This is a genomic window from Pseudoalteromonas sp. NZS100_1, assembly GCF_015864285.1.
Lineage (GTDB): Bacteria > Pseudomonadota > Gammaproteobacteria > Enterobacterales > Alteromonadaceae > Pseudoalteromonas > Pseudoalteromonas arctica.
In genome coordinates this window covers 15,189-39,857 of record NZ_JADYXN010000024.1, presented here as the reverse complement: position 1 = coordinate 39,857, position 24,669 = coordinate 15,189, and the positions used below count along the sequence as shown (strand labels likewise).

The window sequence follows — 24,669 nt, the reverse complement described above, 5'->3', positions numbered from 1 at the left end:
ATAATAATTAAAGTGCAAAAAAGGAAGTATTTGTATGTTTTTTAAAAAAAGTCAGTTAGCTATTTCATTAGCGTTTACGCTAGGCCTTGTTGGATGTGGCGGCGGTGGCGATGATAAAGTGGTCGTTGTAGAGCCAGTTGTAGCTAAGCCTGACCCTATAAAAGTAGACCCAGTAGAAGTAACAACTATTTCTCTTACTGGTAAGGTTATTGATGGCTATGTATCTGGTGCAATAGTATGGCTAGATATTGATGGCGATGGTACTTTTGATGAGCAAACAGAACCTTCTGTAGTCTCTGAAGAATCGGGTAATTATAGTTTTAATTTTACAGAAGAGCAGGCGCTGTGTGTGCCGTATTCAACTATGTATGTAGATGTACCCGTTGGCGCAATTGACGAGGATTTAGGAGAGGTAACACAAGCGTATCAAATGTCATTTCCGCCCTCAATTGAAGCGTTGACTGATGAAGACATTCGAAATATATCACCTTTAACAACTGTTATCTGGGAGCAGTTGAGTCTTCAATTACAAAAAACTGGTAGCAATAATTTAAGTTGTGATGCACTTAAAGAAAATACTGAGTTGCTTGCAAATGTTCAAAGCGAAATAACGAATGTTATGCAAAATTTGGTTGCTCATTATAATTTGACGACAGAGCAAATTTACTCAGATTTTATTGCCAATAATGACAGTGATGCGTACGACAGAGCACAGGCGATTGTTAAGGGATTAAAAGCTGCCTATAAATTCAAGCAAGAGCTAGATGCTCAGTTTCCTGACGCAGAAGAAGTAAGGGCAGTGGTTTATCAAGACACAGCGAAAGATGATGAGTATGAGTTTGAAAATGCATGGTACCGCGACAAAGTTATTTTTGCAGGCGCTGAGCTTATTTATGAGCAAGTAAAGCTTCAAAATACAGACGAACTCGACAAAATTGACGTTATTTTGTCTCGATTGGATTCAACAGATACGCCTTGGGGCGAAGAATCGTTAAATGGAAAATTAACAGTTAGAGACGATGTTTACATTAATGCCGATCGTACTTACCGATGCTCTAGCATTGAGAACGTTAGTTTTGAGCAAAGTAATGTGCTTTATGGCGTTGATAATACAAGCCCATCGGTTAACTTCCCAACAGCAGATGAATGCATTAGTGCTAATTTAGATACACCGTTCGAGCGAGGTTTTAGCATTAGCTATACTGAGTCAGGATCGTTTTACCAAACTGACTTTGCCTTTAGAGAGGAAAATGCCGACTTTCAAACATTATCTGATTGGGTAAATGTTAAAGACAAAGCTGCTGATCTAGAAACTCAAGATTTAGTTACTGTACTCGCTGCTATGCCTTATAAGTTTGATGACGAAACATCTATTGATGCTAGCTTTTGGCGTAAATACAAAACCACAGACAACGTACGTATTACAAAGACAATTGAAGGGCAATGGTTTAGAGATACCCGCCGAGAAGATGGAACAATGCTGCATGAGTGCGGTGAAAATGGTGTTGATTGGGCTCCATGCGAATAATGTAAAAAGCACTTTAATAAATATTTAGCTTAGTGCCAGTCAGTTAATAACTGACTGGCATTTTTTTGTTTAAAAAAGCTTACTTTTACGTACGGTTATAACTATATACTTGATGAACTCTATTTTTAATCTGTTTTTTACTCGGGTTTACTGTAAAATTACTGGGTTAACATTTGTTAAGCAATGCTTACAATTGTTATTGCTCATTAAGTATTTAAACTAATTTAAGTAGAGCTTATGATTTTTTATATTAGTGGGTTAAGTTTACTTGTTATTATTTTATGCGTTGCACTTTATGTAATTTACAGCAACGTACATAAAAGTCGGGTAAGAAAATCCAAAGAATACAACGTACTATTTGATAAAGACACAATAGTGGATGATTTAATCACTCAACTAACAGAAAAAAATCAAACACAAGAAAACCAAGATAAAACAGCTAAAGGTAAAGAAGAAATCCTTGCAACATTTGTTGAGTTACATCGCTCTGGTAGCTTTTGTGCACATTTGAGTGAACAGGAAATTATTTACTTTGTTAAAAAGAAATTAAACATGGAGAGTAATAAAAATGGATAGCGAAAAAGCAGTCCCAGCAGTAAAAAGTGACTCATTTATGAGTCGATTTGGTCGTCGTAATGTAATTGTTGTTTCATCAATTGTTGTTGTATTAGCCGTAATTGCAACCCTTACATCGCAAGTTGTTTCGTGGAATGAAGCAGATGAGCGTTTAGTACATCAATCGGCTTTTACAGGTAACTTGACAGTAATAAATCAAGCCGGCCCTTATTTAAAAGCGTTTGGTACTACATCGGCTTATAAAAAAGTAATTTCGATTAACTTTACGGGCGATGCCGGTGCAACAGCAAGCGCAATTGTACCGCTAATACCAATTCGATTTTTAGATACGACAACAGGTGGCGCACGAGGTGTTTCTCGTTTTAGATTGCCAGGCAATGTACCAGCAGCTGAATCGGGTGCTTTACGTGGTTTACTTAAAATACACGAAGAGTTTGGTTCACAAGAAACATTAATATCTAATTTATTAATGCGTGCAACCACTGAAAATGTAAAAGCGTCGGCGCGTATGATGTCGGTAGAGCAACATTACTCTGGTGGTAATGGTCAATTAAGCCAAGATTTTGCTGATCAATTAACAAACGGTATTTTTGTTACTGAACAAATTATTAGTACGGGTGAGCGCGATAAATCTGACGATTTAGGTAATTTAAGTAAACAGCAGCGTGTCACTATTAATATTAAAATGGACGATGAAGGTAATACACTGCGTAATGCACCTATTTTAGGCGCTTACGGTATTACAGTAGTTGATGCCAGCATTATTGATATTGACTATGAAAGCAAAGTAAATGCTCGCCTTGAAGCGCAAAAGCAAGCTGCTGCTGATGAAGCACTAGCGCGTCAAAACCTTAAAAAAGCTGAGCAACAAGCACGTACTGAAGTGGCTTTAGGTGAACAAGCAATTGCTAAGCAACGTGCTGAATCTGAAAAGCTAAAAATAAAAGAGCAAATTGATGCTGAGCGAATTAAGGCAAATGCTATTATTTCTGCGCAGCAACGAGTGGCTGTAAAAGCGGAGCTTGCAAAAGAACAAGAAGAGATTTTAAAGCAACAACGCTTAGAAGCATTAGGTATGGACGTTTTAGCTGAGGCTCGTTTAAGAGCTAAGTCTGCTGCACTTGATCCTAAGTATGTATTTGATGAAACGCTAAAAGCAGAAGTTAAAATTCAAACTGCTTTATTTACAAGCTTAGGTAATAGCCGTTTAGTGCCTGAAATTGTAATAGGCGCAGGCCAAGGCGAGCAAAGTAATGGCTCTGAATTTATGCGTTTATTAGCCGCTGACGCTGCATTGAGTCTTAAAAAGCGTTTAGAAAAAGATAAAAAATAAACGTTAGTTAAGTATTGTACAAATAATAAAAACGTTGGCTGACTTACATCGGCCAGCGTTTTTTATTGCGTAAATTTTGTTATTGTACTGTTTAGGTAAGCCTTGAGGCTTATTAAACATGTATTTAGGTAATAAAAGGTAAATAGTGAGCAGTTATGGATTCGAACAGTAATCAGTTTATTTTAGATTTAGGACAAGAGCATATTACCATTCAGCGACGATATGAAGCACTGGGAGCGTTTAACGATTTTTTGATTGCAGTGTGGTTTTTAATTGGCAGTTTTTTCTTTTTAAATGATGCATTAGTGCAAAGTGGCACATGGTTGTTTATAGCGGGCAGTGCTCAATTGCTTATAAAACCTGTTTTGAAGTTGATCAGCTTAGTACATGTTAGTCGGGTATTTCATTCAAATAAAACACCATAAATAAAACCATAAATAAAACCATAAATACGACTCATGATGAGTTCAGTTATTATGGCTAATAATTTACCAGTATAAGTTATTTAAATATCAAGGATAGAAAAGTGAAAGTACTAAAGTGGATTGCAATTGGAGTAGCCGTTTTATTAGTTATAGGCTTACTAATTCCCGAAAAATAAGGATCCCGGTACAAGGTGCCACAAATAAAGATTGGAACCATAATACGTTTTGGTACGAGCCTTGGGGTAGGTCGGGTGTGCACAAAGGAATTGATATTTTTGGCATAAAGAACACTCCTGTAGTTGCCTCAACAAACGGTGTGGTTATATTTGCAGGTGAGCTAACTCGAGGCGGTAAGGTGGTTGCAGTACTTGGACCTAAATGGCGCGTGCATTATTTTGCACATTTAAATGACTACTCAGTAAGCACAGGTGATGTAGTAAGCATAAACAGTCAAATTGGCTTGCTGGGCGATACCGGAAACGCCGCAGGGAAGCAGCCTCATGTGCATTATTCTATTTTATCGTTAGTGCCCATGCCATGGCTTTATACAACGCAAAGCCAAGGCTGGAAAAAGATGTTTTTTTTAAGTCCACACGATAAATTAAAAACTAATTAGCCTGCAACAGGCGTTTTACCTGCGCGAATATTTTTAATGCTTTTAATAAACATATAAATACAGGTAGTGATCAAACAGCCTGCTAAATAAAACACAATACCGTTGGGTGCATCAGATAAATTTGCAGCAAGCATAGGGCCAAATACCGAACCAATACTGTAACTTAAAAGCATAACCTCAGTTGCCGAGACTATTTTTGCCATTGGCAATGAGTCGCACGCAAGTGTTATGGCAATTGGGTAAAGTGCAAAGCTGCACGCGCCTAGTATTAAGTAGCTCACTATTAATCCTGCTAAAGTGTTTGCTTGTAATATACCCACAGCACCGGCTGCGCCTACTAAACAAAACATACCCATCAATAAGCTTTTTTCAAGCCGAGTAGATAAGTAACTCACAAGCGGCTGCACGACCATGCCGCCTAAAATAATAACCGCCATAAGTGTGCCTGTGTACTGAGCTTGATCAGCTTTTGCTGAAATATAAACCGGCATTAAGCCGTAAATAGGGCCCAGTAATAAGCCTGAAGCTAAGCATCCGAGCATTGCAGGGTGGCTTAGTGTTTTTATTTCTTTTAGTGGTAGTTTTTCAAGGTGCTGTTTTTCGGGCTGACCTTTGGTTATTAATAAAGGGGCTAAAATAGCTAAAAATAATAGCGAGGCTACAAATAAATAAGGCGTTGAACCTTCGGTGCCAAGCGGCCCTATAGCAAGCTGACCAACGGCGCTGCCCCCATAAAGTGAGGTCATGTATAAGCCCAAACGTTTAGCACGCGACTTTGCTGTATTGGTCATTAATAACCAAGACTCAACAATTACAAACACACCGGCAACAGCAACACCTGCTACAAATCGTGCAATTAACCAGTTAACGGTATTTGGCAGTGCAAGTTGTGCAAGCACACTTACTATTAATAAACTTAAAAATAATATAAAAGCGAATCGATGACCTATTTTTACCACCACGCGTTCAATGGTTGTAGCGCCAACAAGTAAGCCAAAGTAAAAAATGCTCGCAAGCCAAGGCGCTAGGTTTTCATCAAGTTTAAATGCGGGTAACGACAGCGGAATAATGCTCATTAAAAAGCCGGATGCGATAGCAAAAAATGACAGCCCGATAACGGGTGCTAAAGGGTTATTAGAGGTGCTTGTGGCGGCTGATTCGGCCATTTGTGTTTATCGACTCATCAAGGTAAATAACCACTGTTTTAAAGTTTGAGAGGTTACTTTAATAATAAAATTTGCGCGAATTTAGAGCCAAATTAAAAATAAGTAAAGTGATATTTTATTAAACAGTATAAATAAATTTTAAAACGATCTTTTTGGTAAATTATCGGATCTATTATGCTTTTTATTGTAGTGTTTTTATGTAGATATTGTTTTATATTTGTGAGCATTTATGTCTGAATAGAGTTTTTTGTAATGCGAACAGACAGGCACATATCGCATGCTGCACGTAACTTTTTAAAGTTTGCGCAGCAACACGTAGGGCAATATTTAGATACGCAGTGGGTGCGTAATGAATTACATAATTTAGACTTAAACTAGATTTAAATTAGGTTTAAAGTTAATTAATGTCGGGTGTTGAGTCTCTTAAAATAAGCTTTGGCTGAAACACGTGCTTTACTGTTATGCCGCTTTTTTTGTAAATGTCTTTAAGCACTAAGTTAGCCGCAGCTCTGCCCATTTCGGGAACTGGGTTATCTATTGTAGTAAGCGTTGGGTAGAGGTAATTGGTAAAAATTACGTTATCGAACCCAATAATAGCTAAATCTTTTGGTAGGTTAAAACCGTGTTCTCGGGCGTATTTCATGGCACCCGATGCCATTTCGTCATTGGCGCATACAAGCGCGGTTATTTGCGCTTTATTTTGAATAAAATGCCTTAAGCCATCGCTGCCACCGGTTTCTTTAAAGTCGCCTATGTAAAATAGCTTTTCGTCAAAGGTTAGGTTGTATTCTGCTAATGCCTGTTTGTGACCTTTTAAACGATTTGACGCATCTTCTTTAAACTGCGGGCCTGCTATGTACGCAATGTTTTTATGACCTTTGTTGATCATGGCTTTAGTGGCTAAGTAGCCGCCCATTACGTTGTCGAGGCTAATGCAGTTTTCTTCAATTTCTTTAACGTAGCGGCTCATTAAGTAAATAGGGGTTTTGCCTTTACTTAGCTCAATTAAGTACTCGTTTGATACCGCTTCTACGTGGGCAATAATAGCGTCGCAATTACGGCTTATTAAAAACTCAAAACCGTTTTTTTCTTTTTTCTCGTCACTGTGCCCAGGGGTAATAATAACGTGTTTACCCGCAATACGAAGATGCTCTTCAATGGCTGACATCATCTGACCAAAAAACGGACCATCCAACTCAGAAACTAAAATACCGACGCTGTTTGTAGTGCTAGACGCCAAAGAGCGTGCAATAGAACTTGGCTGATAGCCTAGCTCTTTCATTGCTTCTAATACCTTTTTTTTAGTTTTTTTGCTTACGTAGTCGTTGTCGTTAAGTACCCTTGAAACAGTTGATAAAGACACACCTGCCATTTCTGATACTTGATAAATTGTCGCCATTGATGTCCTAGCTTATATGTGTTTTTACTCGCGCTTTATAAAAATATAAAGCGCGAAGAATCATTAAAAGTTAATTTACACATTACTGCGTCTAATTGCTAAGTCTTCTGTTATTTTTTGCGTCATCGCTGAGGTTAGCGGATAAATAAGCATCAATGCGGCACCTAAAAAAGCAAATGCGGCAGGTATCCAGCTCATAAGTAACTGCATACCAGGTAGGGCTTGTGTAATTGTTAGCTCATCCATGCCGTTATAGCCGTAGCCTGCAAGTACCACTAATACTAATGCACCTGCAAAACCACCACCGGTTTTTTGCACAAATGTACCCGCAGAATAAATAAGGCCTGTAGCGCGGCGTTTGTTTTTCCACTCTGAATAATCGGCTGAATCACCAAGCATACTAAAAAATAATGTTGGCATCATCGCGGCAAAAAATTCAGCAGCGCAACCAAAGGTAAATACAGCAACCAGATTATCGCTAGGCACCCAGTAAAATGCAGTAGTGAGTATGCCGCTTAGCATTAATGATGCAATAAATAGGTTTCGTTTACCCATAATTTCGGCCAGTTTACCTGTGGCAAGTGCGCCTAATATAGATACAACCAACAAGGCGATAAAATATTGCCCAGCCATGAGTTCATTGGCTACGTGGTACTTAAAGTAGTACGCAATTACACCGTATTTTATGCCATTAAACATCATGGTTAAAAAACCAATGCCAAGTAACACCAACCAAGGTTTGTTGGTCAGAAGGTCAACCATGTCACGCTGTGATCCCGTTAAGCTTTGCTTATCTTTATTGAGTAATTTTTTAATAACGAATGTCATTGCAGCCATAACAAGGGCAAAAAATACGCCGCTGTATAAATCGCGGTAATAAAAAAACAGGGTGGTAGCAAGCAAAGGTAGGATTATAAATGGCAGGCTTTTGGTTAAATCAAACAACTCTGATTTTAAATTGCCTTCATTTGAGGCGTGCGGTGTTACACGCTCTTTGGTAGTCGCAAACGTTATAATCATTAAAATAATAAGTAAGCTGGCAAATAAGTACATAGTAAGCTGATAGCCTTTGGCATCGTCGCCGCCACCAAAAAAAGCTACTAGCTCAGGTAAAAAACCCATAACCAATAAGCCACCAGTAAATGCACCTGCAAACCTAAAACCAGAGAGCTTTGTGCGCTCTGTATCGTCTGGTGTCATTACGCCCATAAGTGCCGAGTAGGGCACGTTACTTACGGTGTAGGCAAGCGTTAAACCTATGTAGGTTACGTAGGCATAAATAAGTTTATTGGTGGTGCTAAAGTCGGGTGTAGTAAAACACAACACCATAAACAAGCCCAAAAATGGTGCCGAGTAGAGTATCCACGGGCGAAATTTACCAAAGCGCGACTGCGTTCTGTCGGCAATCATACCCATAATAATGTCGGTTACGCCATCAGATAGCCTTACCACCAAAAACAACATGGCAGCGGCGGCTGCCGATATGCCAAATGTATCGGTGTAAAACACCGCTAAATAAGCAAGCGCACCGCGCCATACTAAATTAGCGCCGGCATCGCCCATGGCGTAACCGACTTTTTCGTATAAAGGGAGTTTGTTCACAGTGTGTGTTCTTATTGTTATAAGCTGATAATTTATCGGCTAGTTATTAGGTTACTGTACGCTTTACCGCTGGCTTTAACAGTTCGTTTTTGTGTGTTGTAGTCTACGTGTACTATTCCAAAACGTTTTAAATATCCTTCTGCCCATTCAAAGTTATCCATTAGGCTCCACGCAAAGTAACCATCTACTTTTACGCCTTGCTCAGCTGCGTTATGTAGGGCATTTAAATGCTCGTGGTAATATTCAATACGGTCGTTATCTCTCACTTCGCCGTCTTTAAATTCGTCAGCCATGGCTGCACCGTTTTCGGTAATATAAATAGGCGGTAGGGTGTATTTTTCGTTTAACGATACAAGTAATTCTGTAAGCGCTTTAGGGTAAATTTCCCAGCCTATATCGGTCATTGGCGCTTTATGTGGCAGCTCATGGTAAAAGTCGGTTTCGCTTGCTTGATAATGCATGCGGGTATAAAAGTTAACCCCTAAATAATCCAGCGGTTGAGCAATTATTTCCATGTCGCCATCTAAAATATCTGGGCGGTGAGCTTTTGGTAATTGCTTAATAATATCAGGGTATTTACCTTGCATTACAGGCTGCATGTACCATTGGTTAATATAGTCATCAGCAAATGCAGTGGCTTTTAAATCATCTTCACTTTGGGTAACGGAGTAACAAGGCGTAAAGTTAAGTACAATACCGTTTAGCGTATTTGGGCTATTTTTAGCAAGTACTTGCATAGCTAAACCGTGACCTAGTAATAAGTGGTGCGCGGCTTTACGACCAAATTCGCGGCCTACTATGCCAGGCGCATGTACGCCAATTTCGTAACCTAAGTAAGAGCTACAAAACGGTTCGTTTAAGGTGGCGTAAGAGTGCACACGTTCCCCAAATGCTTTGGTAATTAAATCTGCGTAATGGGCAAATTCGTAAGCGGTGTTACGGTTTAGCCAGCCACCTTCGTCTTCAATGTGTTGTGGTAAATCCCAGTGGTACAGCGTTACAAAAGCTTTAATGTTACGGCGTTTTAATTCATCTAAAATGTCGGTATAAAACTTAACGCCTGTCGGATTTAAGTGACCGCTTTTAGTCATTACGCGCGGCCACGAAATTGAGAGTCTGTAAGCGTCTACACCTAATGACTCAATTAAGTTTATATCGTCTTTCCAGCGAGTGTAGTGCTCGCAGGCTACATTGCCATTTGAATTATCGACTATTTTGCCTTCTTTACTGCAAAAGGTATCCCAAATACATGGCAAGCGATCAGCTGCGCCGCCTTCAATTTGAAATGAGGCCGTAGCTACACCATAAGTAAAATTTTTGGCTAAAAGTGGTGAGCCACTAGGTAAAGATAATTGTTTCATTAAGAGAAAACCTCTGCTTCTTTGTAGTAAATTTTGCTTTTATTTATAGTTTATAAATTGCATTGATGGAAGCGCTTCCATATTTAATTTGATTAATCACTAAGGATGGTATTTAATAACTTTAAGGAAGCGCTTCCATATTTAGATTAGTGGCTATTGTTAAGCAGGTCAATAGTTAAATTTAAATAACAAATAGGCGTTTCACAAAAACACACTGACACAACACAGGGCTATAAAAATGAAAAAAAGCTTAAACACTAACAGGTTACGTATGCTCCCCATTTTAATAGGGGGGTTATGCGTTTTAAGTGCGTGTAATAAACAAGAGGTTAACGCTAATAATAGCCAAGGCGCCGTAGCCAAAAAGGCTGAGCATGAGCAAGGTGATTTATCACTTTGGCCAACGCTTAAAAGTAAGGTAGTGAAAACGCCTGAAATTGAAAATACAATTGCACAGTATTTAAAAACAATGACGCTTGAGCAAAAAGTAGCGCAGATGATCCAACCTGAAATTCGCGATATAACCGCTGCAGACATGCGCAAATATGGTTTTGGTTCGTATTTAAATGGCGGTGGCTCGTTCCCGAATGCTAATAAGCATGCAACGCCTGCAGATTGGATAACGCTTGCTGAAAGCATGTATCAGGCATCAGTTGATGACTCAATTGATGGCAGTAAAATTCCGACCATGTGGGGCACCGATGCAGTACATGGCCATAATAATGTGATTGGGGCGACGTTATTCCCTCACAATATTGGTTTAGGTGCTGCTAATAACCCCGCATTAATTGAGCGAATTGCAGCAGCTACTGCAATAGAAGTAATGGCAACAGGGATCGATTGGGTATTTGCACCGACTGTTGCGGTTGTGCGCGATGACCGATGGGGCCGAACGTACGAAGGCTACTCAGAAGACCCTGCAATTGTACGTGAATATTCAGCCGCAATTGTAAACGGACTACAAGGCAGAGCCGATGAAGACTTTTTAAGTGACAAACGCGTAATTAGTACTGTTAAGCACTTTTTAGGCGATGGCGGCACGGTAGATGGTGACGATCAGGGTGACAACATTGATAGCGAAGAGACGTTATATAACATTCATGCGCAAGGTTATATTGGCGGCCTAACAGCGGGTAGCCAGTCGGTTATGGCATCGTTTAATAGCTGGAATGGTAAAAAAAATCACGGCAATAAATACCTACTTACTGATGTGTTAAAAACAAAAATGGGTTTTGATGGCTTTGTTGTAGGAGATTGGAACGGACACGGACAAGTTGCAGGCTGTACAAATGAAAGTTGCCCGCAGGCTGTTAATGCGGGGCTTGATATTTTTATGGTACCAACGGATGCTTGGAAGCCACTTTATGAAAATACAATTAAACAAGTAAAAGCGGGCACAATAACAATGGCGCGAATAGATGACGCCGTGGCACGTATTTTACGCGTTAAATTACGTGCGGGTTTATTTGATAAACCAAGCCCCGCAAATCGAAAATATTCAGGTAAATTAGAACTAATAGGTGCGCCAGCACATCGCGATATTGCCCGCCAAGCGGTACAAGAGTCGCTAGTACTGCTTAAAAACAACAACCATTTATTACCGCTTAACCCATCAAGCAACATCCTGATTGCAGGCGATGCGGCTGATAACATTGGCAAGCAATCGGGTGGTTGGAGTATTACGTGGCAGGGAACTAATAATCAAAATGCAGATTTTCCTGGAGCAACGTCTATTTATGCGGGGTTAAAAACGCAAATAGAGGCTGCTGGCGGTAACGCTATTTTAAGCCCAAGTGGCACGTTTGATACCAAACCCGATGTAGCCATTGTTGTATTTGGCGAAGAACCATACGCAGAGGGGCATGGCGATAAAGACAACCTTGAGTTTGAACGTAACAATAAACGCTCTCTTAAAATATTAAAAACATTAAAGCAGCAAAATATACCGGTGGTATCAGTGTTTATATCGGGCAGACCAATGTGGGTTAACAGCGAGCTAAACGCGTCAGATGCATTTGTAGCAGCATGGCTTCCTGGCACTGAAGGACAAGGCATTGCAGATGTTTTATTAGAGGATGTAAGTGGACAAGTACAGCACGACTTTAAAGGTAAATTGTCGTTCTCGTGGCCTAAATCGCCTTTGCAAACCGCTGTAAATAAGGGCGATGCTGATTACTCTCCATTATTACCCTATGGCTTTGGCTTAACGTATAAAGATGAAAGTACGCTTGCCAATAATCTAAATGAAGACTCAGGTGTTGATATTAGTAACCTTGCGCCGCTATCTATATTTAATGGCAGCTTTAAAACACCGTGGCGTTTGTTTTTAAATTCAACCAGCGAGCAGCACCAAGTAGCAAGTAACAGTGTAAAACTTGGCGGCATTACTTATCGCACTGAAGACAAAGCGATTCAAGAAGATTCGATGCAATTTAATTTTGATGGCACTGCAGCCAGCTACATCGAAATTAATAGTAATTTTACCGAAGACAAAGTGGCCTACATTGAAGCAAATTCGGCCCTTAGCTTTAGCTATAAAGTAAACCAAATACCTAGCTCACAGACATACCTTGCAATGAAATGCGAACAAGGTTGTGGTGGCGAGCTTGATATTACCAATGAGCTTAAAAATGCTGATTTAAATACATGGCAAACCATGAGTATAGATTTAACGTGTTTTGCTAAAAAGGGCGTTGATTTTGCCAGAGTAACTAGCCCTTTTATTATTAAAACGGCAGGAGAGCTTAACGTTTCAGTTGCAGATATTAGCTTTGAACCACAAAGCGCTGAAACAGCAAAAATAAAGTGTGAGTAGTAGAGTGCTTATAAGTTGAGTTTATTGTGTGTTGTCTCAAAGCCCTAAGGGCGTGTTGATCTTTGTGGATTGAAATTTGTTCAATCTAGGGGCCATTTAATCGCGGCGCGAGGTTTGTAACCTAGTGGGCTAAGTAAAAACCGAGCAACAAAGAGTAAATTGCCCCTAGGCAGAACCCTACGGGCAGCGCATGTTTGGCATTTATGCTACGTTATCGCCTATTTATGGGGAATAACCACACTACATAGGCTCTGCCTTGCCTAAAAACCAAATATGCTGCTGCAAATTTAACCACCAAAGAACAATACGCCCTAGTAAGGGCTTTTTTTATGCTGGGCAATACTGCTTTAAAAACTCATGATGAGATGGTAATTGGCTTACGCGTTGCTCTATTTGTTGCTTAATACCGTGTAAAAAACGGGTGAGTTCTTCATCGCTCATCATGCTGGCTATTAAGTGATGTTGATTAGGCTCAATACCTTGACCAAGCATAACTTGCACCCACGAATCGACTCTAAAAATGTCGCCATCGTCTAAAAATACACGGCCAGTTTGCTTAAACAAATCAATTTTATGCTGAAGTGTTTTTGGCACTTCCATGGCACTACAATGCTGCCAAAACTCACTGTCATTGCGATTAGTTACTTTGTAGTGCAGCACAATAAAGTCGCGAATATTTTCAATTTCGCTTTTAAGTTGTTTGTTGTATTCGTCAATGGCGTGATTGGTAATGCCATTAAACGGAAATAAACGCATAAAGCGGATAATACCCGACATAATTAAGTGAATGCTGGTGGACTCAAGTGGCTCTACAAAACCGCTAGCAAGGCCAAGCGCTAGGCAGTTTTTGTTCCAGCCTTTTAAGCGCCGCCCTATTTTAAATTTAATAATACGGGGCTCTGTAAGCGCCTCGCCCTCAATGTTATTTAATAGTAGCGCTTTGGCTTGTTCGTCATCCATATATTGGCTGCAATAAACTAATCCGTTGCCTACACGGTTTTGCAGCGGTATACGCCATTGCCAGCCGCTTTTGTGGGCAATAGAGCGGGTAAGTGGCAATACGGTCTCGCTGGTTGATTTTGTTTGCACGGCAATGGCGCTGTTACACGGTAGTAAATGCGACCAGTCTTCGTAGCCAGTATGCAATGCTTGCTCTATTAATAAGCCTCTAAAGCCGGTGCAATCAATAAAAAAGTCGCCGTTAATGTGCTCGCCATTATTTAAAGTAAGCGATTCTATATGGCCCGTTTTAGTGTTTTTTACTACTTTTTGTATTTTACCTTCAATGCGTTTTACACCTAATGGCTCTGAAAATTCACGTAAAAACTGCGCGTAACGTGTGGCATCCATATGGTAGGCATAGTTAATGGGATTTTGCTGATTAAACGCAAATTTACCGCCTTTAGCTGCTTGCAGCTCGTAGCAGTAATCGCCAAATGGGTTGTTTATTCCTAAAGTTTTACCTTGCAACCAAAAGTGATGAAATTCACCCGCCCAACATTCTTTGCCCGTTGCGCCAAATGAGTGAATATAATGCGTGTTTTCATCGCCCCAGTTTTCAAAGCTAATACCTAATTTAAAGCTTGCTTGAGTGGCTTTCATAAATGCTTGCTCGTTTATACCCAGCAATTTATGAAATGTACGAATAGGCGGAATTGTTGCTTCGCCAACACCTACAGTGCCAATATCGTCAGATTCAACAAGGGTTATGTTTATATTGTTACCAACTAGTTTAGCAAGTGCCGCTGCGGCCATCCAACCTGCAGTGCCGCCTCCAGCAATTACTACGTTTTTAACAGCGTTTGTTTTAGTCATTATGTGGCTGCCCATTATTTGATAAAAGGTGATTTAAAAGCGCGCGATTACTTGGTATTCCATTTAAACACTGCGCTATTTTTTCGCGATTTTGCTGATAATAGTAATCCCCAGCACGTGGGTCGTTAAATGTATTTTGTGCAGATACTGTTTGTGTATTAAAGCCCATGCCATATAAAACGTATTGGTAACTGCTTGATGAAAACACTTCTTCGTTTTCAATAAAATCAAAGCGGCTAGGGGGTTGAAATTGCCAAAGTTTAAGTAAGTTTTGCAGGCGCTCGGGCGCGGTATTTAAATTACTAATATCTTGCCAATAAGGAGTGTCGTCGCGCTCGCTTAGCACATAATGAAGTTTTAAAAACTCAATAACGCGCTGCCAACGAGTGCTAAAACGCTCATTAAAACGCGTTTCAAGCTGGCTCATGTGGGTGCGGTTTTGCGGGAGTTGCTCGCTTATCATGCTAATTGAAAGCTCAACCATGGCAAGTGCTGACGCTTCAAGAGGCTCTAAAAAGCCAGCTGACATACCTACGGCAACACAGTTTTTAATCCAAAATTTTTGCCTGTAACCAGGGCTGAATTTTAATACGCGGTAGTTAAGTTGCTCAGCTTGTTGCTCACTGGTACTTTTAGCTATGTAGCTTTTTAGAGTATTTGTTGCGCTTTCATCGCTTTGATATTTACTACTAAATACATAACCTGTACCACGGCGCGTTGGCAGGGCTATATCCCAAATCCAACCGTTACTTTGCGCTGTAGATAACGTAGCAGAGGCAACTGGCTGATCGGCGTGTGCATTAGGTATTTGCGCCGCAACAGCGCTGTTATTAAATAAAATATGATCTTGCGCTATAAACTCACTATTAAAATGCTCACCAATTAAACGAGCGCGAGAGCCTGAGCAATCTATAAATAAATCACCCGTTATATCGCCATTATTATTTGTTTTTAATGAGGCAATATAGCCATGCTCGTCGTTAATAACCTCGGTTACATCGTCGATAATATGCGAAACATTTAGGTTTTTAACGCAGTGATTTTTTAAAAACTCAGCAAATTTACCCGCATCTAAATGATAGCCATAGTTGGTAACTGCTGCATATTCAGGTGTTTGTAATTGCTTTGGTGCTAGTGCTGCTTGGCATACAAAGCTTTGCATATTAACAACGTCGGCAAATTTTTGGTTAGGTGCAATACGTTGCCAACTGGCGTGTAAATTAGTGTGCTCGTAGCCTTGTGGATTCATAAAAGGGTGGTAGTAGTTTTCTCCCTCGCTGAGGTTTCGCCAATTTATAAATTTAGAACCTTGCTTAAATGACGCGTCGCACTGGGTTATAAAATCACTTTCTTTAATGCCAATGCGCTGTAGGGTGTTGCGCATTGACGGCCACGTGCCTTCGCCCACACCCAATATAGGCACGTTTGCCGACTCAACTAACGTTACATTCAGGTGCGGGTGTTCGGCGGCTAATAAGCCTGCGCTTAGCCAGCCGGCAGTACCTCCACCTAAAACGACTATTTTTGTTATTGGTTTGATCATGAGTTAACACCCTAAAGTTGATAACATTTAAACTAGCATTAATATTGTTTTAAATACAAAAAAGCCGCTAGTAAAAACTAACGGCTTTACTTTGTATTACCTTTAGAAGTTGTAACGCATACCAATATTGTAACGTGCGCCTAGCTGTTGTAGGTTCCACAATTGAACTGACGTACGGCCATGTTCGCGGCTGTTTTGTTCAGTAATATTAAGGCCTTCAACAAAAAACGATAGTTGCTCGCTGTAGTTGTACGCAACATTAAAGTCGATTTGATAATATTCTTCAGTAAAGCCTGGCTCATTTACGTATCGAGCTGCGCTATTTAAAAACTTATCACGCCAGTTGTAAGCAATACGTGCTTGAAAATCATCGTTTTCGTACATTGCTATAAAGTTAGCTGTATCGCTTAAACCCACTAGTGCAAATTGTGTTGTAGTAGGGTCAGCGTTTACATCAAAGTCTATGTCGCCATTAACTGTGGTGTAGTTTGCTTGAACACCAAAACCGCTTTCACCAAAAAAGTGCTGAAAGGCAACTTCAAAACCATCAATGGTGGCATTTTTATTGTTGGTAGGTACTTGCGCTGTAAATTCTAGTAATGGGTCATCGCTGTTAGCAATTACATCGTAGGCGGCTTCAAACTCTTCGTAGGTCATAGAGTCAAAATCAACGTTGTTTTCTGTTGCGGCAACCATTTGAAATAAGTTTGAATCGGTTACTGCAAGTCCGCGAGATTCTAGCTCAGCAATGGCTGCTTGAGCGCGAGGGCCCGCTGTTGCATCGCGTAATCCGTAGTAGTTTTGCGTCATGGGTGTTAAACCAATAAAGTTTTCGATGTCTTTAGTGTAATAACCTACCGACACATAACTTGTTTCTGCAAAGTACCACTCAGCCGATACATCAATATTATCTGATTCAAGCGGCACTAAACCCGGATTACCCGTTGACGCTGTAGCCGGTGAAGAACCCGCTAAAAGAGTAGGGGCGCCTGGTACACCAACAGTCGCTGCTGAACTTAAGTTGTCGTAAGTTGGGCGAGCAATTGTTGTGCTATAAGAAAAACGCGCTTTTACGTTTTCGATTACTTCTATGTCAAAGTCAAAGCTTGGTAAAAAGTGATCGTAGCTAGATTTAAGCGTGAAATCTTCTTTATCTGAGCCAAAGCGAACATTAAAGTCGTTATTACCTTCCCATGCTACTGCGTTAGGTAAATCGATATTAGCCGTTGAGGTAATGTCAGTAGACTCTTGGCGTGCGCCAATAACAATGTTGTATGGCATATCGCCAATGTAGCCGTTGTAAGTAAATTGCACAAACGCTGCGGTTATATCTTCTTCAATGGTGCGGTTAGTTGCAAATGCGCCATCGGCTGCAAAGTTAAAGCCGTATTCTTCACCTGCCCAGTAACCAATTTGCGATGCGCTGCCGGTATAACCTTGGTTGAACGAGCCCGATGTATCGTAGTCGTCAAACTCAGCTAAAAAGTTTGTTGGGTTTAGGTAGCCATCAGGTAGTTCGCCTGGGTTTTCGATACCCCAGTTACCCATTGTATTACGTGTAAGTGATTGCAGTGAATGGCTTTCCATAGAGCGAGACTCTATACCAAAGTCAATTGCGCCGTTTTCAATTTCGTATTTACCATGGATTCTAAATTCTGTGATTTCAGACTCTTGGCGAGCAAAGTTAGAATCTAAAATAGACGTACCCACATCAGAGGCATCTAATGTGTTATTGCAATTTAAGTTGTCTCGGCGGCAATCATCAAAATCGATACTCATTGATGGAAGCTCACGGCTAAAATCAACTTCTTGTGCGTTAACTACGTTTGCGCCCAAACCTGCGTTTACCCAGCTGCCGTAAGGTGCATCTGGTTTGCTAGTGGCTTTTGAATTGTGCGCATCAAACATAAAGCTCAATTCTGAGTTGAAATAGTATTCAACGTTTAAACCAATAGAGTCGTTTTGGTTAACTTGGTTTAGCTCTTGAAACGCTAAACCTAAATCGCGTGTTTGCTGATCGCGACGTTCTTCTCGGTAGTAAATAGGGGTTTTTACTGTGTTATCGTCAAATGTTAGCGCGCTTTTGTAGTTATCCATCCATATTGATTGCTCAGCACGGGCTTCGAACAAATCTTGTTTAGAATACGTGTAATCAAGCGTGGCTGTTAAATCGTCAATAGGGCTGTACTGCAGCGTTAATTGTGCGTTTGTACGAGTACGTTCTCTGTCGGCAATGGTGTAGCGCAAATCTGATGGCATTGAATAAAGCTGGCCAGCAGCGGGTGCATTAGTTAAAACAATATCATCTGCTGCTTGTGGGATTGTGCCGTCAAAAGCAGATGTATTCCATTGATTTACAAACGCACCTGTTGATGAGCTATCGCGCTGTTGCATGCTTGCAGTTAACGAGGCACCAAATTTAGCTTCACTGTCGGTCCAGCTAATTAAGCCCGAAAGCTCAGGTGTTATGTCATCACCAACGCGGTTTGTTGAGTCGTGTAATGCTTTTACGCCAATGCTTGAAACAAAGCCTGGATTGTCGAGCGGGCGAGCGGTATTTATATTAATTGTTGCGCCAATACCACCAGATGCAATACTTGCTTTACCTGTTTTATATACTTCAACCGACTTAACGCTATCAGACGCTAAGTTTGCAAAGTCAAAAGCACGAGAGCTTGGTGTACCACCGCCTGAAGGCAATGAAGCTGCCGGCATAGTTCGACCGTTTAGGGTTACCATATTGTAGTCGGGACCAAAACCACGAACCGTTACTTTAGAGCCTTCACCATTTGAACGATCAATCGACACACCCGTAATACGCTGTAGCGACTCGGCTAAGTTGGTATCGGGGAATTTACCAATATCTTCAGCTGATATAGCATCTACAACACCTGCGGCGTCGCGTTTTAATCGAGTTGACTCTTTAATACTACTTTTAAAACCAGTAACTTGAATTACTTCAACATCTGTATTTGCTTCTTGTGCATATACAGGTAAAGAGATTGATGCGCCTAAAATCAGAGATAGGCTGGTCGCTATCTTTGTTTTTCTTACAATATGGTTGGACATTCGGTTTCCCTCGCACTTTTATCATTATTATTAACAGCTGTATGGGGCTGTTATTGTGTAATTATAAACATTGTCAAATGTATGGAAGCGCTTCCAGAAAAATTCATTTAACTGAGCTTTGTGGAAGCGCTTCCAGAAATGCTAGTTTAAATTTTAAATAGGGTCAACTATTGTTTTAATAAAATGAGACTAAATTGTTTTTAAAATGTATGTTTTTTATATTTAATTTTATTTAAATTATAAATTACAGGTGGTTATAAAAAACCGTTTTAAATAGTTGTGTAACAACATTTTATTATAAGAAAACCGGTTATTGATTCATTTAGTTATTTAAACACTTTAATAAGGTGTTTAAATCAGCTTTTAGTAAGGGCTAAAATTAATAAGTAGGCCGTTGGTCACTCAACTAGGACAAAACTTAAATTACTTATTACACTCAGCCATAGACTCAACTTAAAACACTATTTATAGGTATTAATAATTATGAGCAATGTAAAACAAGGATTAGCTGCAACCGCTTTAATTATGGCGTCGTTTAGTAGTATTGGCGCGCAGCAATGTAGTGATGTAAGTTTGCAAATTTTAGGCTCGGGCGGCCCTGAGCTTAACGATGGTCGCGCATCAACAAGTTACCTTATTTGGCACGAAAATAAAGCCAGAGTGTTAGTTGACGTAGGCTCTGGTGCCAGTATTGGGTTTGATAAAGCAGGTGCAAAATTTAGTGATGTTGATGCCATTTTATTAAGCCATTTACACACTGATCATGCTGGCGATTTACCTAGTTTTATAAAAGGCAGTTACTTTACATAACGCGATAAAACACTTGCGATATTTGGCCCCCAGGGCAACCGTGTAATGGCTTCTACTAATGAATATGCACAAGCGTTACTAGGTAAGCAGGGCGCATTTAGATACTTAAGTGATTACGTAGAAGGTAATGAAAACTACAAATTAGATATTCGTTCTGTTGCATCAACAAAACAAAATGAATTTAAACAATCACTACAAAGTGATTTGGCTGTTAATGCAATGACAGTTAACCATGGACCTATTCCGGCTTTAGCGTGGAAAGTGAGTGTAGCAGGATGCGAACTTGTGTTTGCAGGCGACATGACCGACAAGTTCGGCACATTTACTGACTTTGCTAAAAATGCCGATGTAGTGGTTATGCACAACGCAATTGATGAAAACGCATCAGACGGGGCTAAAAATTTACACATTACCCCAAGTCAAATCACTAAGGTACTAATTGAGGCTGCACCTAAAACGGCGGTTCTATCTCATTTTATGAATCGGTCATTAAAAAATCAGCAATTGTTTAAAAAATCGTTAATTAAATCACTAAAAAGTAACGTAGTTTTTGCAGAAGATGGTTTAAAAATAAACTTATAAAGTATTGCGCATAAGAGTGTTGCGGGTCGCTAGTTTTATCGCTATTTTAAAGGCTCTCTCATAGATGGATTTTATTATGCGCATTAAATTTTTAGCGAGCTTTTATTCTTTCTTCTTGTTTGCACTGTTTGGTTGTGACGACCAAAGTATGGCAATGCAAGATAGCCCTCAGCTAAATAATAATGTAAGTAACTTACCCTCTGATCTCAAAGTAAACACGCCTTCAGCAGCTCAAACAAACGAACCCGCTTTAGTGGTCGGTATGCTGGCAACACATTGTAAAAGTAATGAAGCAGCTTACATTAACGCAAAAATGCATAAAGTTGTGCGTAACCCAGATGAAAGTACAGCCTACAAGTTAGAACCTACCGATAAAGTGCTTTCTATTTGTGTTGCAAAAGATGACTCATCGCTTAGTTATCGATTTGGTAGAGTTAATGACATAGGGCTTGAAAAAGAAGCAACACCGGATGCTCCATTTGGTAGTTACTACAGGCAAGTAGGGCGTATTGGCGAGAGTATTTTATTTTTTAGTAACGGCGAATATCATTATTATATTATTAACTCAGGCGGTATGGGCAGCGGTGTAACCGTTAATGTTTATAAAAACGATACATTAATAACTGAGCTGTTTTCGGGTAATGATCCTTACGATGATTTTGTTATAGCAACCGATTTAAATTTCCCTAAAAAATTGGTTATCGAAAAACAGCCATTTAATAAGCAAATGCAGTAAATAATGACTCCACAGCAGCAAAACGTTATAGAGCAAGGGCATTGGTTTAAAAACCGTAGCGCTTATTTAAAAAGCTTTTTATTAACGCAGGGCAAAACGCTCTCGCTAAAAGCTCAGCAATCATTATTTTTGCGAGGTGATAAGCACGATGGAATTTATGCAGTGCTTAGCGGCGTAGTGCGTATTAGTGGCGTAAGTAACGAAGGCAAAGAAGCCGTATTGAGCTTTATTGATTCATCACTGTGGTTTGGCGAAGTTACCTTGTTTGATGGTGGCCTGCGTACTCATGACGTATATGCACAAACTGACGTTGTGCTTTTTTACGTTCCCCAACGCGAGCTTGAACAGCTTTTAAATGAACAGCCACAATATTGGCAAGAGTTTGGTTTATTATTGGCACAAAAGTTACGCCTAATGTTTACCTCAATGGAAGATCATGCCCTGTTAAGCGCTGAGCAAAAAGTATGTAACCGGCTTTTAATGCTAAGCGAACATACAGAGCACTTAACACCGCTTGTTTTATCTCAGCAGCAACTTGCTGATATGACCTACCTAACGCGCCAAACTATTAATCAAATACTGCAACAACTCGCTAGCCTACAAGCTATTAGCTTGGGGTATCAACGTATTACTATTTTAGATAAACAAAAATTACAGGCATGCGCTGAAAAAGCTTAAAAAAACACTTTAATTAAAGTGAATTAGTTGGAACCAAAATTGCTACATAACACGTGAGGCAATAATGGATTTGAGCTAATGACAACAATAACCTTTAAAAATCAATACAGTAACTATAACTCTCCTACAGTAAATAAAGCGGCAAGTTCAAGCGAAGTTGCGGCAACTAATCCGCTCCCTAACGAAAAAACAAATGATGTTAAAGGCATTACCTCAGCCCCTAAAGAACCAACGTTTTTAGAAGGTGCTCAAGAAGCGTTGGTTTATCAGCGTTTAGGTGTAAACAAAAACAAAATAGACGAGCTAAAAGCGACAATAGAAGAGCTCATTAAAGAACAGCAAAGTGAGGGCGCAGACCCTAGCGCAATTGCTGATAAAATAGAGGAACTTCAAAAAATGCTTGAGCAAGAGTATCAAAAAGGGCGCGAGCGAACGGATATGCAAGGTGAGTATGAGCCGGGTAAAATAATTTCTGCATTTGTTTAATTTACAAAATGTCGGATACCTGACATTGTTGTTGTGTCTACTTTTGCTAAAGTAAGTTTTATATATAAAAATAAAGGCAAAACAATGAAAACACTTCAACAGCAGCTTGGTAAATATGGTTTATATCATCGCTCTAAACGCAATGTACTAACGCACTTTATTGGTATTCCGCTCATTGTATTTGCAGCACTGTGTTTACTTGCGCGTATTCAAATACCCCTTGGAAGTGTAGTAATTGATGGTGCACAGCTGTTTGTACTTGCCTCTGTGGTTTATTATTTTATGTTGAGCTTTTCGCTTGGCTTTATTATGGCCGTAATATTTACTTTACTCCTTGTTGCTGCTCAGCCCATTGCAGCAATGGCTTTTTGGCCTTGGTTGAGTATTGGCGTAGGTATTTTTGTATTTGGTTGGGTACTGCAGTTTATTGGGCACTATTACGAAGGTAAAAAACCGGCGTTTGTAGATGACCTAATTGGTTTAATTATTGGCCCTTTGTACGTAACTGTTGAGCTCCTCTTTTTAATGGGTTTTTATAAAACATTAGAAAACGAAGTTAACGCAATAGCAGGCCCTACAAAGGCGTAAAATACTTTACTAAGTACCTTTATAAAACCTAATAAATAACAATAAAAGGGCAGATAACGCATGCAATATAATAATAAAACCGTGTGGATCACCGGGGCATCGTCAGGTATTGGTAAAGAGCTTGCTATACAATTTGCCGAGCTTGGAGCGCGCGTTATTTTATCGGCGCGCAATGTAGATAAACTAAACGATTTAAAAGCAATGCTTAAAGGCGAAGGGCACTTAGTTGTGCCGCTTGATTTAGCCCAGCCAGAGCAGGTACTAAGCACAATAACTGCGCAAATGAGCGAGCTTCCTGCAATTGATATTTTAATTAATAACGGCGGGGTATCGCAGCGCAGTTTATTTTTAGAAAACGACTTTAACGTGTATCGCCAATTAATGGAGGTTAATTACTTTGGCTTAATTGCACTTACTAAAGCTATATTGCCTACTATGGTGGCAAGGCGCAGTGGCTCAATTGTGTCTATTAGTAGTGTGGCGGGTAAAGTAGGTTCAAAATTTAGAACGGGATATTCGGGTTCTAAATATGCGGTTGTTGGCTTTATGGATTGCCTACGTGCAGAAGTAGCGGAACATAATATTCATTGTTTAACAATTTGCCCAGGATCTATTAAAACAGCAATTGCGCATAACTCGTTAAACGAGCAAGGCATAGCGCAAAATAAACCAGAAGAGTCGATAGAAAATGGCATGGATGTAAGCGTAGCTGCTAAAAAAATGATTAACGCCATTAGTAATAAAAAAGACGAAGTGATTGTGGGTAAAGGTTTAAGTGGTTGGGCGCCTACAATTAAACGCTTTTTTCCTACTTTGTTTAATCGCATTACCGCAAAAACAAACTATAGGTAGCATCGTTTATTTCAAAGGCGTAAAATGCCGTAAATTTGATCAATTTAGAAAAGGATTCTAAATGAAGTATTTATGGCTGAGCCTATTTTTTATTGTATTAATTTGGTCTGGTATTAACCCAAAAGATCAATTTACATGGCTGCTTGAAGTTATTCCCGCAATTATTGGTTTAGTGCTGCTAGCAAGCACTTATAGCCACTTTAAACTTACCCCTATTTTATACACCTTTATTTTAGCGCATTGCATTGTGCTGATGATTGGCGGGCATTACACCTACGCCGAAGTCCCATTGTTTGATAACCTATTTGGTAGCGAGCGTAATAACTACGACAAAGTAGGGCACTTTTTTCAAGGGTTTGTACCTGCACTGCTAGCACGCGAAATTTTGCTACGCAAAAAAGTAGTAAATGGTCGAGGCTGGTTAATCACCTTTGTTATTTCGGTATGTTTAGCATTTAGCGCGTTTTACGAATTAATAGAGTGGTGGGTTGCAGTATTAAGCGGCGAAGACGCAGAAGCGTTTTTAGGCACGCAAGGTTACGTGTGGGATACCCAATCAGATATGGGACTGGCGTTATTTGGGGCTATTTGCTCATTGTTAGTGCTTTCAAAAGTACATGATAAACAGCTAAAAAACGTTAAAGATTATTTATAAAAACGCTTATAGAAACATCTATACAAATATAGAT

20 protein-coding genes and 2 pseudogenes are annotated in these 24,669 nt (G+C 39.8%); 15 read left to right on the top strand and 7 right to left on the bottom strand.

The window, feature by feature from the left end:
- Positions 1-34: 34 nt before the first annotated feature.
- The 5 genes and pseudogenes from I6F66_RS15230 to I6F66_RS15210 all read left to right on the top strand — a co-directional run bounded on the left by I6F66_RS15230 (position 35) and on the right by I6F66_RS15210 (position 4,478).
- The gene (locus I6F66_RS15230; RefSeq protein WP_197209452.1) at positions 35-1,528 is read left to right on the top strand and encodes a hypothetical protein; all 1,494 of its coding nucleotides are present in this window, start codon (positions 35-37) and stop codon (positions 1,526-1,528) included.
- A gap of 237 nt (positions 1,529-1,765) precedes the next feature.
- Positions 1,766-2,104 carry a methanolan biosynthesis protein EpsI gene (locus I6F66_RS15225; RefSeq protein WP_197118811.1) on the top strand — a complete coding sequence of 113 codons (339 nt, stop codon included), beginning with the start codon at positions 1,766-1,768 and terminating at the stop codon, positions 2,102-2,104.
- The gene (locus tag I6F66_RS15220) at positions 2,097-3,437 is read left to right on the top strand and encodes an SPFH domain-containing protein (protein WP_010553499.1); all 1,341 of its coding nucleotides are present in this window, start codon (positions 2,097-2,099) and stop codon (positions 3,435-3,437) included. The genes I6F66_RS15225 and I6F66_RS15220 overlap by 8 nt, the downstream gene beginning before the upstream one ends.
- A 155-nt stretch (positions 3,438-3,592) precedes the next feature.
- Positions 3,593-3,862: a YrhK family protein gene (locus I6F66_RS15215; RefSeq protein ID WP_007583304.1), complete on the top strand. Its 270-nt coding sequence runs from the start codon at positions 3,593-3,595 to the stop codon at positions 3,860-3,862.
- A 101-nt stretch (positions 3,863-3,963) separates the two neighbouring features.
- Positions 3,964-4,478 (top strand): annotated as a pseudogene (locus I6F66_RS15210) (M23 family metallopeptidase).
- On the opposite strand, the gene I6F66_RS15205 reads toward I6F66_RS15210, so the two are convergent.
- Complete coding sequence (locus I6F66_RS15205) at positions 4,475-5,644, bottom strand: MFS transporter (RefSeq protein ID WP_197209451.1); 1,170 nt, start codon at positions 5,642-5,644, stop codon at positions 4,475-4,477. The pseudogene I6F66_RS15210 and the gene I6F66_RS15205 sit on opposite strands and share 4 nt — an antisense overlap.
- A 243-nt stretch (positions 5,645-5,887) precedes the next feature.
- Between I6F66_RS15205 and I6F66_RS15200 the strand changes: the two are divergent.
- Positions 5,888-6,022, top strand: a pseudogene (locus I6F66_RS15200) (LysR family transcriptional regulator); the annotation flags it as partial.
- Between the two features lie 19 nt (positions 6,023-6,041).
- Here the strand turns inward: I6F66_RS15200 and I6F66_RS15195 are convergent.
- The 3 genes from I6F66_RS15195 to I6F66_RS15185 all read right to left on the bottom strand — a co-directional run bounded on the left by I6F66_RS15195 (position 6,042) and on the right by I6F66_RS15185 (position 10,006).
- Complete coding sequence (locus tag I6F66_RS15195; protein ID WP_197209450.1) at positions 6,042-7,043, bottom strand: LacI family DNA-binding transcriptional regulator; 1,002 nt, start codon at positions 7,041-7,043, stop codon at positions 6,042-6,044.
- 75 nt (positions 7,044-7,118) lie between these two features.
- Positions 7,119-8,645 carry an MFS transporter gene (locus tag I6F66_RS15190; protein ID WP_165741114.1) on the bottom strand — a complete coding sequence of 509 codons (1,527 nt, stop codon included), beginning with the start codon at positions 8,643-8,645 and terminating at the stop codon, positions 7,119-7,121.
- A gap of 32 nt (positions 8,646-8,677) precedes the next feature.
- Positions 8,678-10,006: a GH1 family beta-glucosidase gene (locus I6F66_RS15185; RefSeq protein ID WP_165741113.1), complete on the bottom strand. Its 1,329-nt coding sequence runs from the start codon at positions 10,004-10,006 to the stop codon at positions 8,678-8,680.
- 238 nt (positions 10,007-10,244) lie between these two features.
- Between I6F66_RS15185 and I6F66_RS15180 the strand changes: the two genes are divergently transcribed.
- Positions 10,245-12,821 (top strand): exo 1,3/1,4-beta-D-glucan glucohydrolase, encoded by a 2,577-nt coding sequence (locus tag I6F66_RS15180; protein ID WP_197209449.1) that lies wholly within the window; start codon positions 10,245-10,247, stop codon positions 12,819-12,821.
- Between the two features lie 327 nt (positions 12,822-13,148).
- Here the strand turns inward: I6F66_RS15180 and I6F66_RS15175 are convergent, their stop codons facing one another.
- The 3 genes from I6F66_RS15175 to I6F66_RS15165 all read right to left on the bottom strand — a co-directional run bounded on the left by I6F66_RS15175 (position 13,149) and on the right by I6F66_RS15165 (position 19,248).
- On the bottom strand, positions 13,149-14,636 hold the full coding sequence (locus I6F66_RS15175; RefSeq protein WP_197209448.1) for a tryptophan halogenase family protein: 1,488 nt from the start codon (positions 14,634-14,636) through the stop codon (positions 13,149-13,151).
- Entirely contained in the window at positions 14,629-16,179 is a 1,551-nt protein-coding gene (locus I6F66_RS15170; protein WP_165741316.1) for a tryptophan halogenase family protein, read from the bottom strand. Before I6F66_RS15170 ends, I6F66_RS15175 begins: the two co-directional genes overlap by 8 nt.
- A gap of 102 nt (positions 16,180-16,281) precedes the next feature.
- On the bottom strand, positions 16,282-19,248 hold the full coding sequence (locus I6F66_RS15165; RefSeq protein ID WP_197209447.1) for a TonB-dependent receptor: 2,967 nt from the start codon (positions 19,246-19,248) through the stop codon (positions 16,282-16,284).
- Between the two features lie 483 nt (positions 19,249-19,731).
- Between I6F66_RS15165 and I6F66_RS22590 the strand changes: the two genes are divergently transcribed.
- The 8 genes from I6F66_RS22590 (at position 19,732) to I6F66_RS15130 (ending at position 24,635) form a co-directional block, all read left to right on the top strand.
- The gene (locus I6F66_RS22590; protein WP_231611893.1) at positions 19,732-20,058 is read left to right on the top strand and encodes an MBL fold metallo-hydrolase; all 327 of its coding nucleotides are present in this window, start codon (positions 19,732-19,734) and stop codon (positions 20,056-20,058) included.
- A 45-nt stretch (positions 20,059-20,103) separates the two neighbouring features.
- Positions 20,104-20,640: a hypothetical protein gene (locus I6F66_RS22585; protein WP_231611892.1), complete on the top strand. Its 537-nt coding sequence runs from the start codon at positions 20,104-20,106 to the stop codon at positions 20,638-20,640.
- Between the two features lie 76 nt (positions 20,641-20,716).
- Positions 20,717-21,376 (top strand): hypothetical protein, encoded by a 660-nt coding sequence (locus I6F66_RS15155; protein WP_231611891.1) that lies wholly within the window; start codon positions 20,717-20,719, stop codon positions 21,374-21,376.
- Positions 21,377-21,379: 3 nt separating this feature from the next.
- A complete protein-coding gene (locus I6F66_RS15150; RefSeq protein ID WP_165741490.1) occupies positions 21,380-22,054 on the top strand; it encodes a Crp/Fnr family transcriptional regulator in 675 nt (224 codons plus the stop codon).
- 78 nt (positions 22,055-22,132) lie between these two features.
- Positions 22,133-22,540 carry a hypothetical protein gene (locus I6F66_RS15145; RefSeq protein WP_165741491.1) on the top strand — a complete coding sequence of 136 codons (408 nt, stop codon included), beginning with the start codon at positions 22,133-22,135 and terminating at the stop codon, positions 22,538-22,540.
- An 84-nt stretch (positions 22,541-22,624) separates the two neighbouring features.
- A complete protein-coding gene (locus I6F66_RS15140) occupies positions 22,625-23,128 on the top strand; it encodes a DUF962 domain-containing protein (protein ID WP_165741493.1) in 504 nt (167 codons plus the stop codon).
- A gap of 60 nt (positions 23,129-23,188) precedes the next feature.
- Positions 23,189-23,980, top strand: coding sequence for an SDR family oxidoreductase (locus I6F66_RS15135; RefSeq protein ID WP_165741495.1), 792 nt, complete (start codon positions 23,189-23,191; stop codon positions 23,978-23,980).
- Between the two features lie 61 nt (positions 23,981-24,041).
- Positions 24,042-24,635, top strand: a complete 594-nt coding sequence (locus I6F66_RS15130) for a DUF2238 domain-containing protein (protein WP_165741497.1) — start codon at positions 24,042-24,044, stop codon at positions 24,633-24,635.
- Positions 24,636-24,669: the final 34 nt, after the last annotated feature.

Coding starts and splice junctions, on each gene's coding strand:
- I6F66_RS15130 (WP_165741497.1), top strand. CDS start 24,042: ATGAAGTATTTATGGCTGAGCCTATTTTTTATTGTATTAATTTGGTCT.
- I6F66_RS22590 (WP_231611893.1), top strand. CDS start 19,732: ATGAGCAATGTAAAACAAGGATTAGCTGCAACCGCTTTAATTATGGCG.
- I6F66_RS15175 (WP_197209448.1), bottom strand. CDS start 14,636: ATGACTAAAACAAACGCTGTTAAAAACGTAGTAATTGCTGGAGGCGGC.
- I6F66_RS15180 (WP_197209449.1), top strand. CDS start 10,245: ATGAAAAAAAGCTTAAACACTAACAGGTTACGTATGCTCCCCATTTTA.
- I6F66_RS15155 (WP_231611891.1), top strand. CDS start 20,717: ATGCGCATTAAATTTTTAGCGAGCTTTTATTCTTTCTTCTTGTTTGCA.
- I6F66_RS15145 (WP_165741491.1), top strand. CDS start 22,133: ATGACAACAATAACCTTTAAAAATCAATACAGTAACTATAACTCTCCT.
- I6F66_RS15195 (WP_197209450.1), bottom strand. CDS start 7,043: ATGGCGACAATTTATCAAGTATCAGAAATGGCAGGTGTGTCTTTATCA.
- I6F66_RS15135 (WP_165741495.1), top strand. CDS start 23,189: ATGCAATATAATAATAAAACCGTGTGGATCACCGGGGCATCGTCAGGT.
- I6F66_RS15205 (WP_197209451.1), bottom strand. CDS start 5,644: ATGGCCGAATCAGCCGCCACAAGCACCTCTAATAACCCTTTAGCACCC.
- I6F66_RS15220 (WP_010553499.1), top strand. CDS start 2,097: ATGGATAGCGAAAAAGCAGTCCCAGCAGTAAAAAGTGACTCATTTATG.
- I6F66_RS15230 (WP_197209452.1), top strand. CDS start 35: ATGTTTTTTAAAAAAAGTCAGTTAGCTATTTCATTAGCGTTTACGCTA.
- I6F66_RS15140 (WP_165741493.1), top strand. CDS start 22,625: ATGAAAACACTTCAACAGCAGCTTGGTAAATATGGTTTATATCATCGC.
- I6F66_RS15185 (WP_165741113.1), bottom strand. CDS start 10,006: ATGAAACAATTATCTTTACCTAGTGGCTCACCACTTTTAGCCAAAAAT.
- I6F66_RS15170 (WP_165741316.1), bottom strand. CDS start 16,179: ATGATCAAACCAATAACAAAAATAGTCGTTTTAGGTGGAGGTACTGCC.
- I6F66_RS15225 (WP_197118811.1), top strand. CDS start 1,766: ATGATTTTTTATATTAGTGGGTTAAGTTTACTTGTTATTATTTTATGC.
- I6F66_RS15165 (WP_197209447.1), bottom strand. CDS start 19,248: ATGTCCAACCATATTGTAAGAAAAACAAAGATAGCGACCAGCCTATCT.
- I6F66_RS15150 (WP_165741490.1), top strand. CDS start 21,380: ATGACTCCACAGCAGCAAAACGTTATAGAGCAAGGGCATTGGTTTAAA.
- I6F66_RS22585 (WP_231611892.1), top strand. CDS start 20,104: ATGGCTTCTACTAATGAATATGCACAAGCGTTACTAGGTAAGCAGGGC.
- I6F66_RS15215 (WP_007583304.1), top strand. CDS start 3,593: ATGGATTCGAACAGTAATCAGTTTATTTTAGATTTAGGACAAGAGCAT.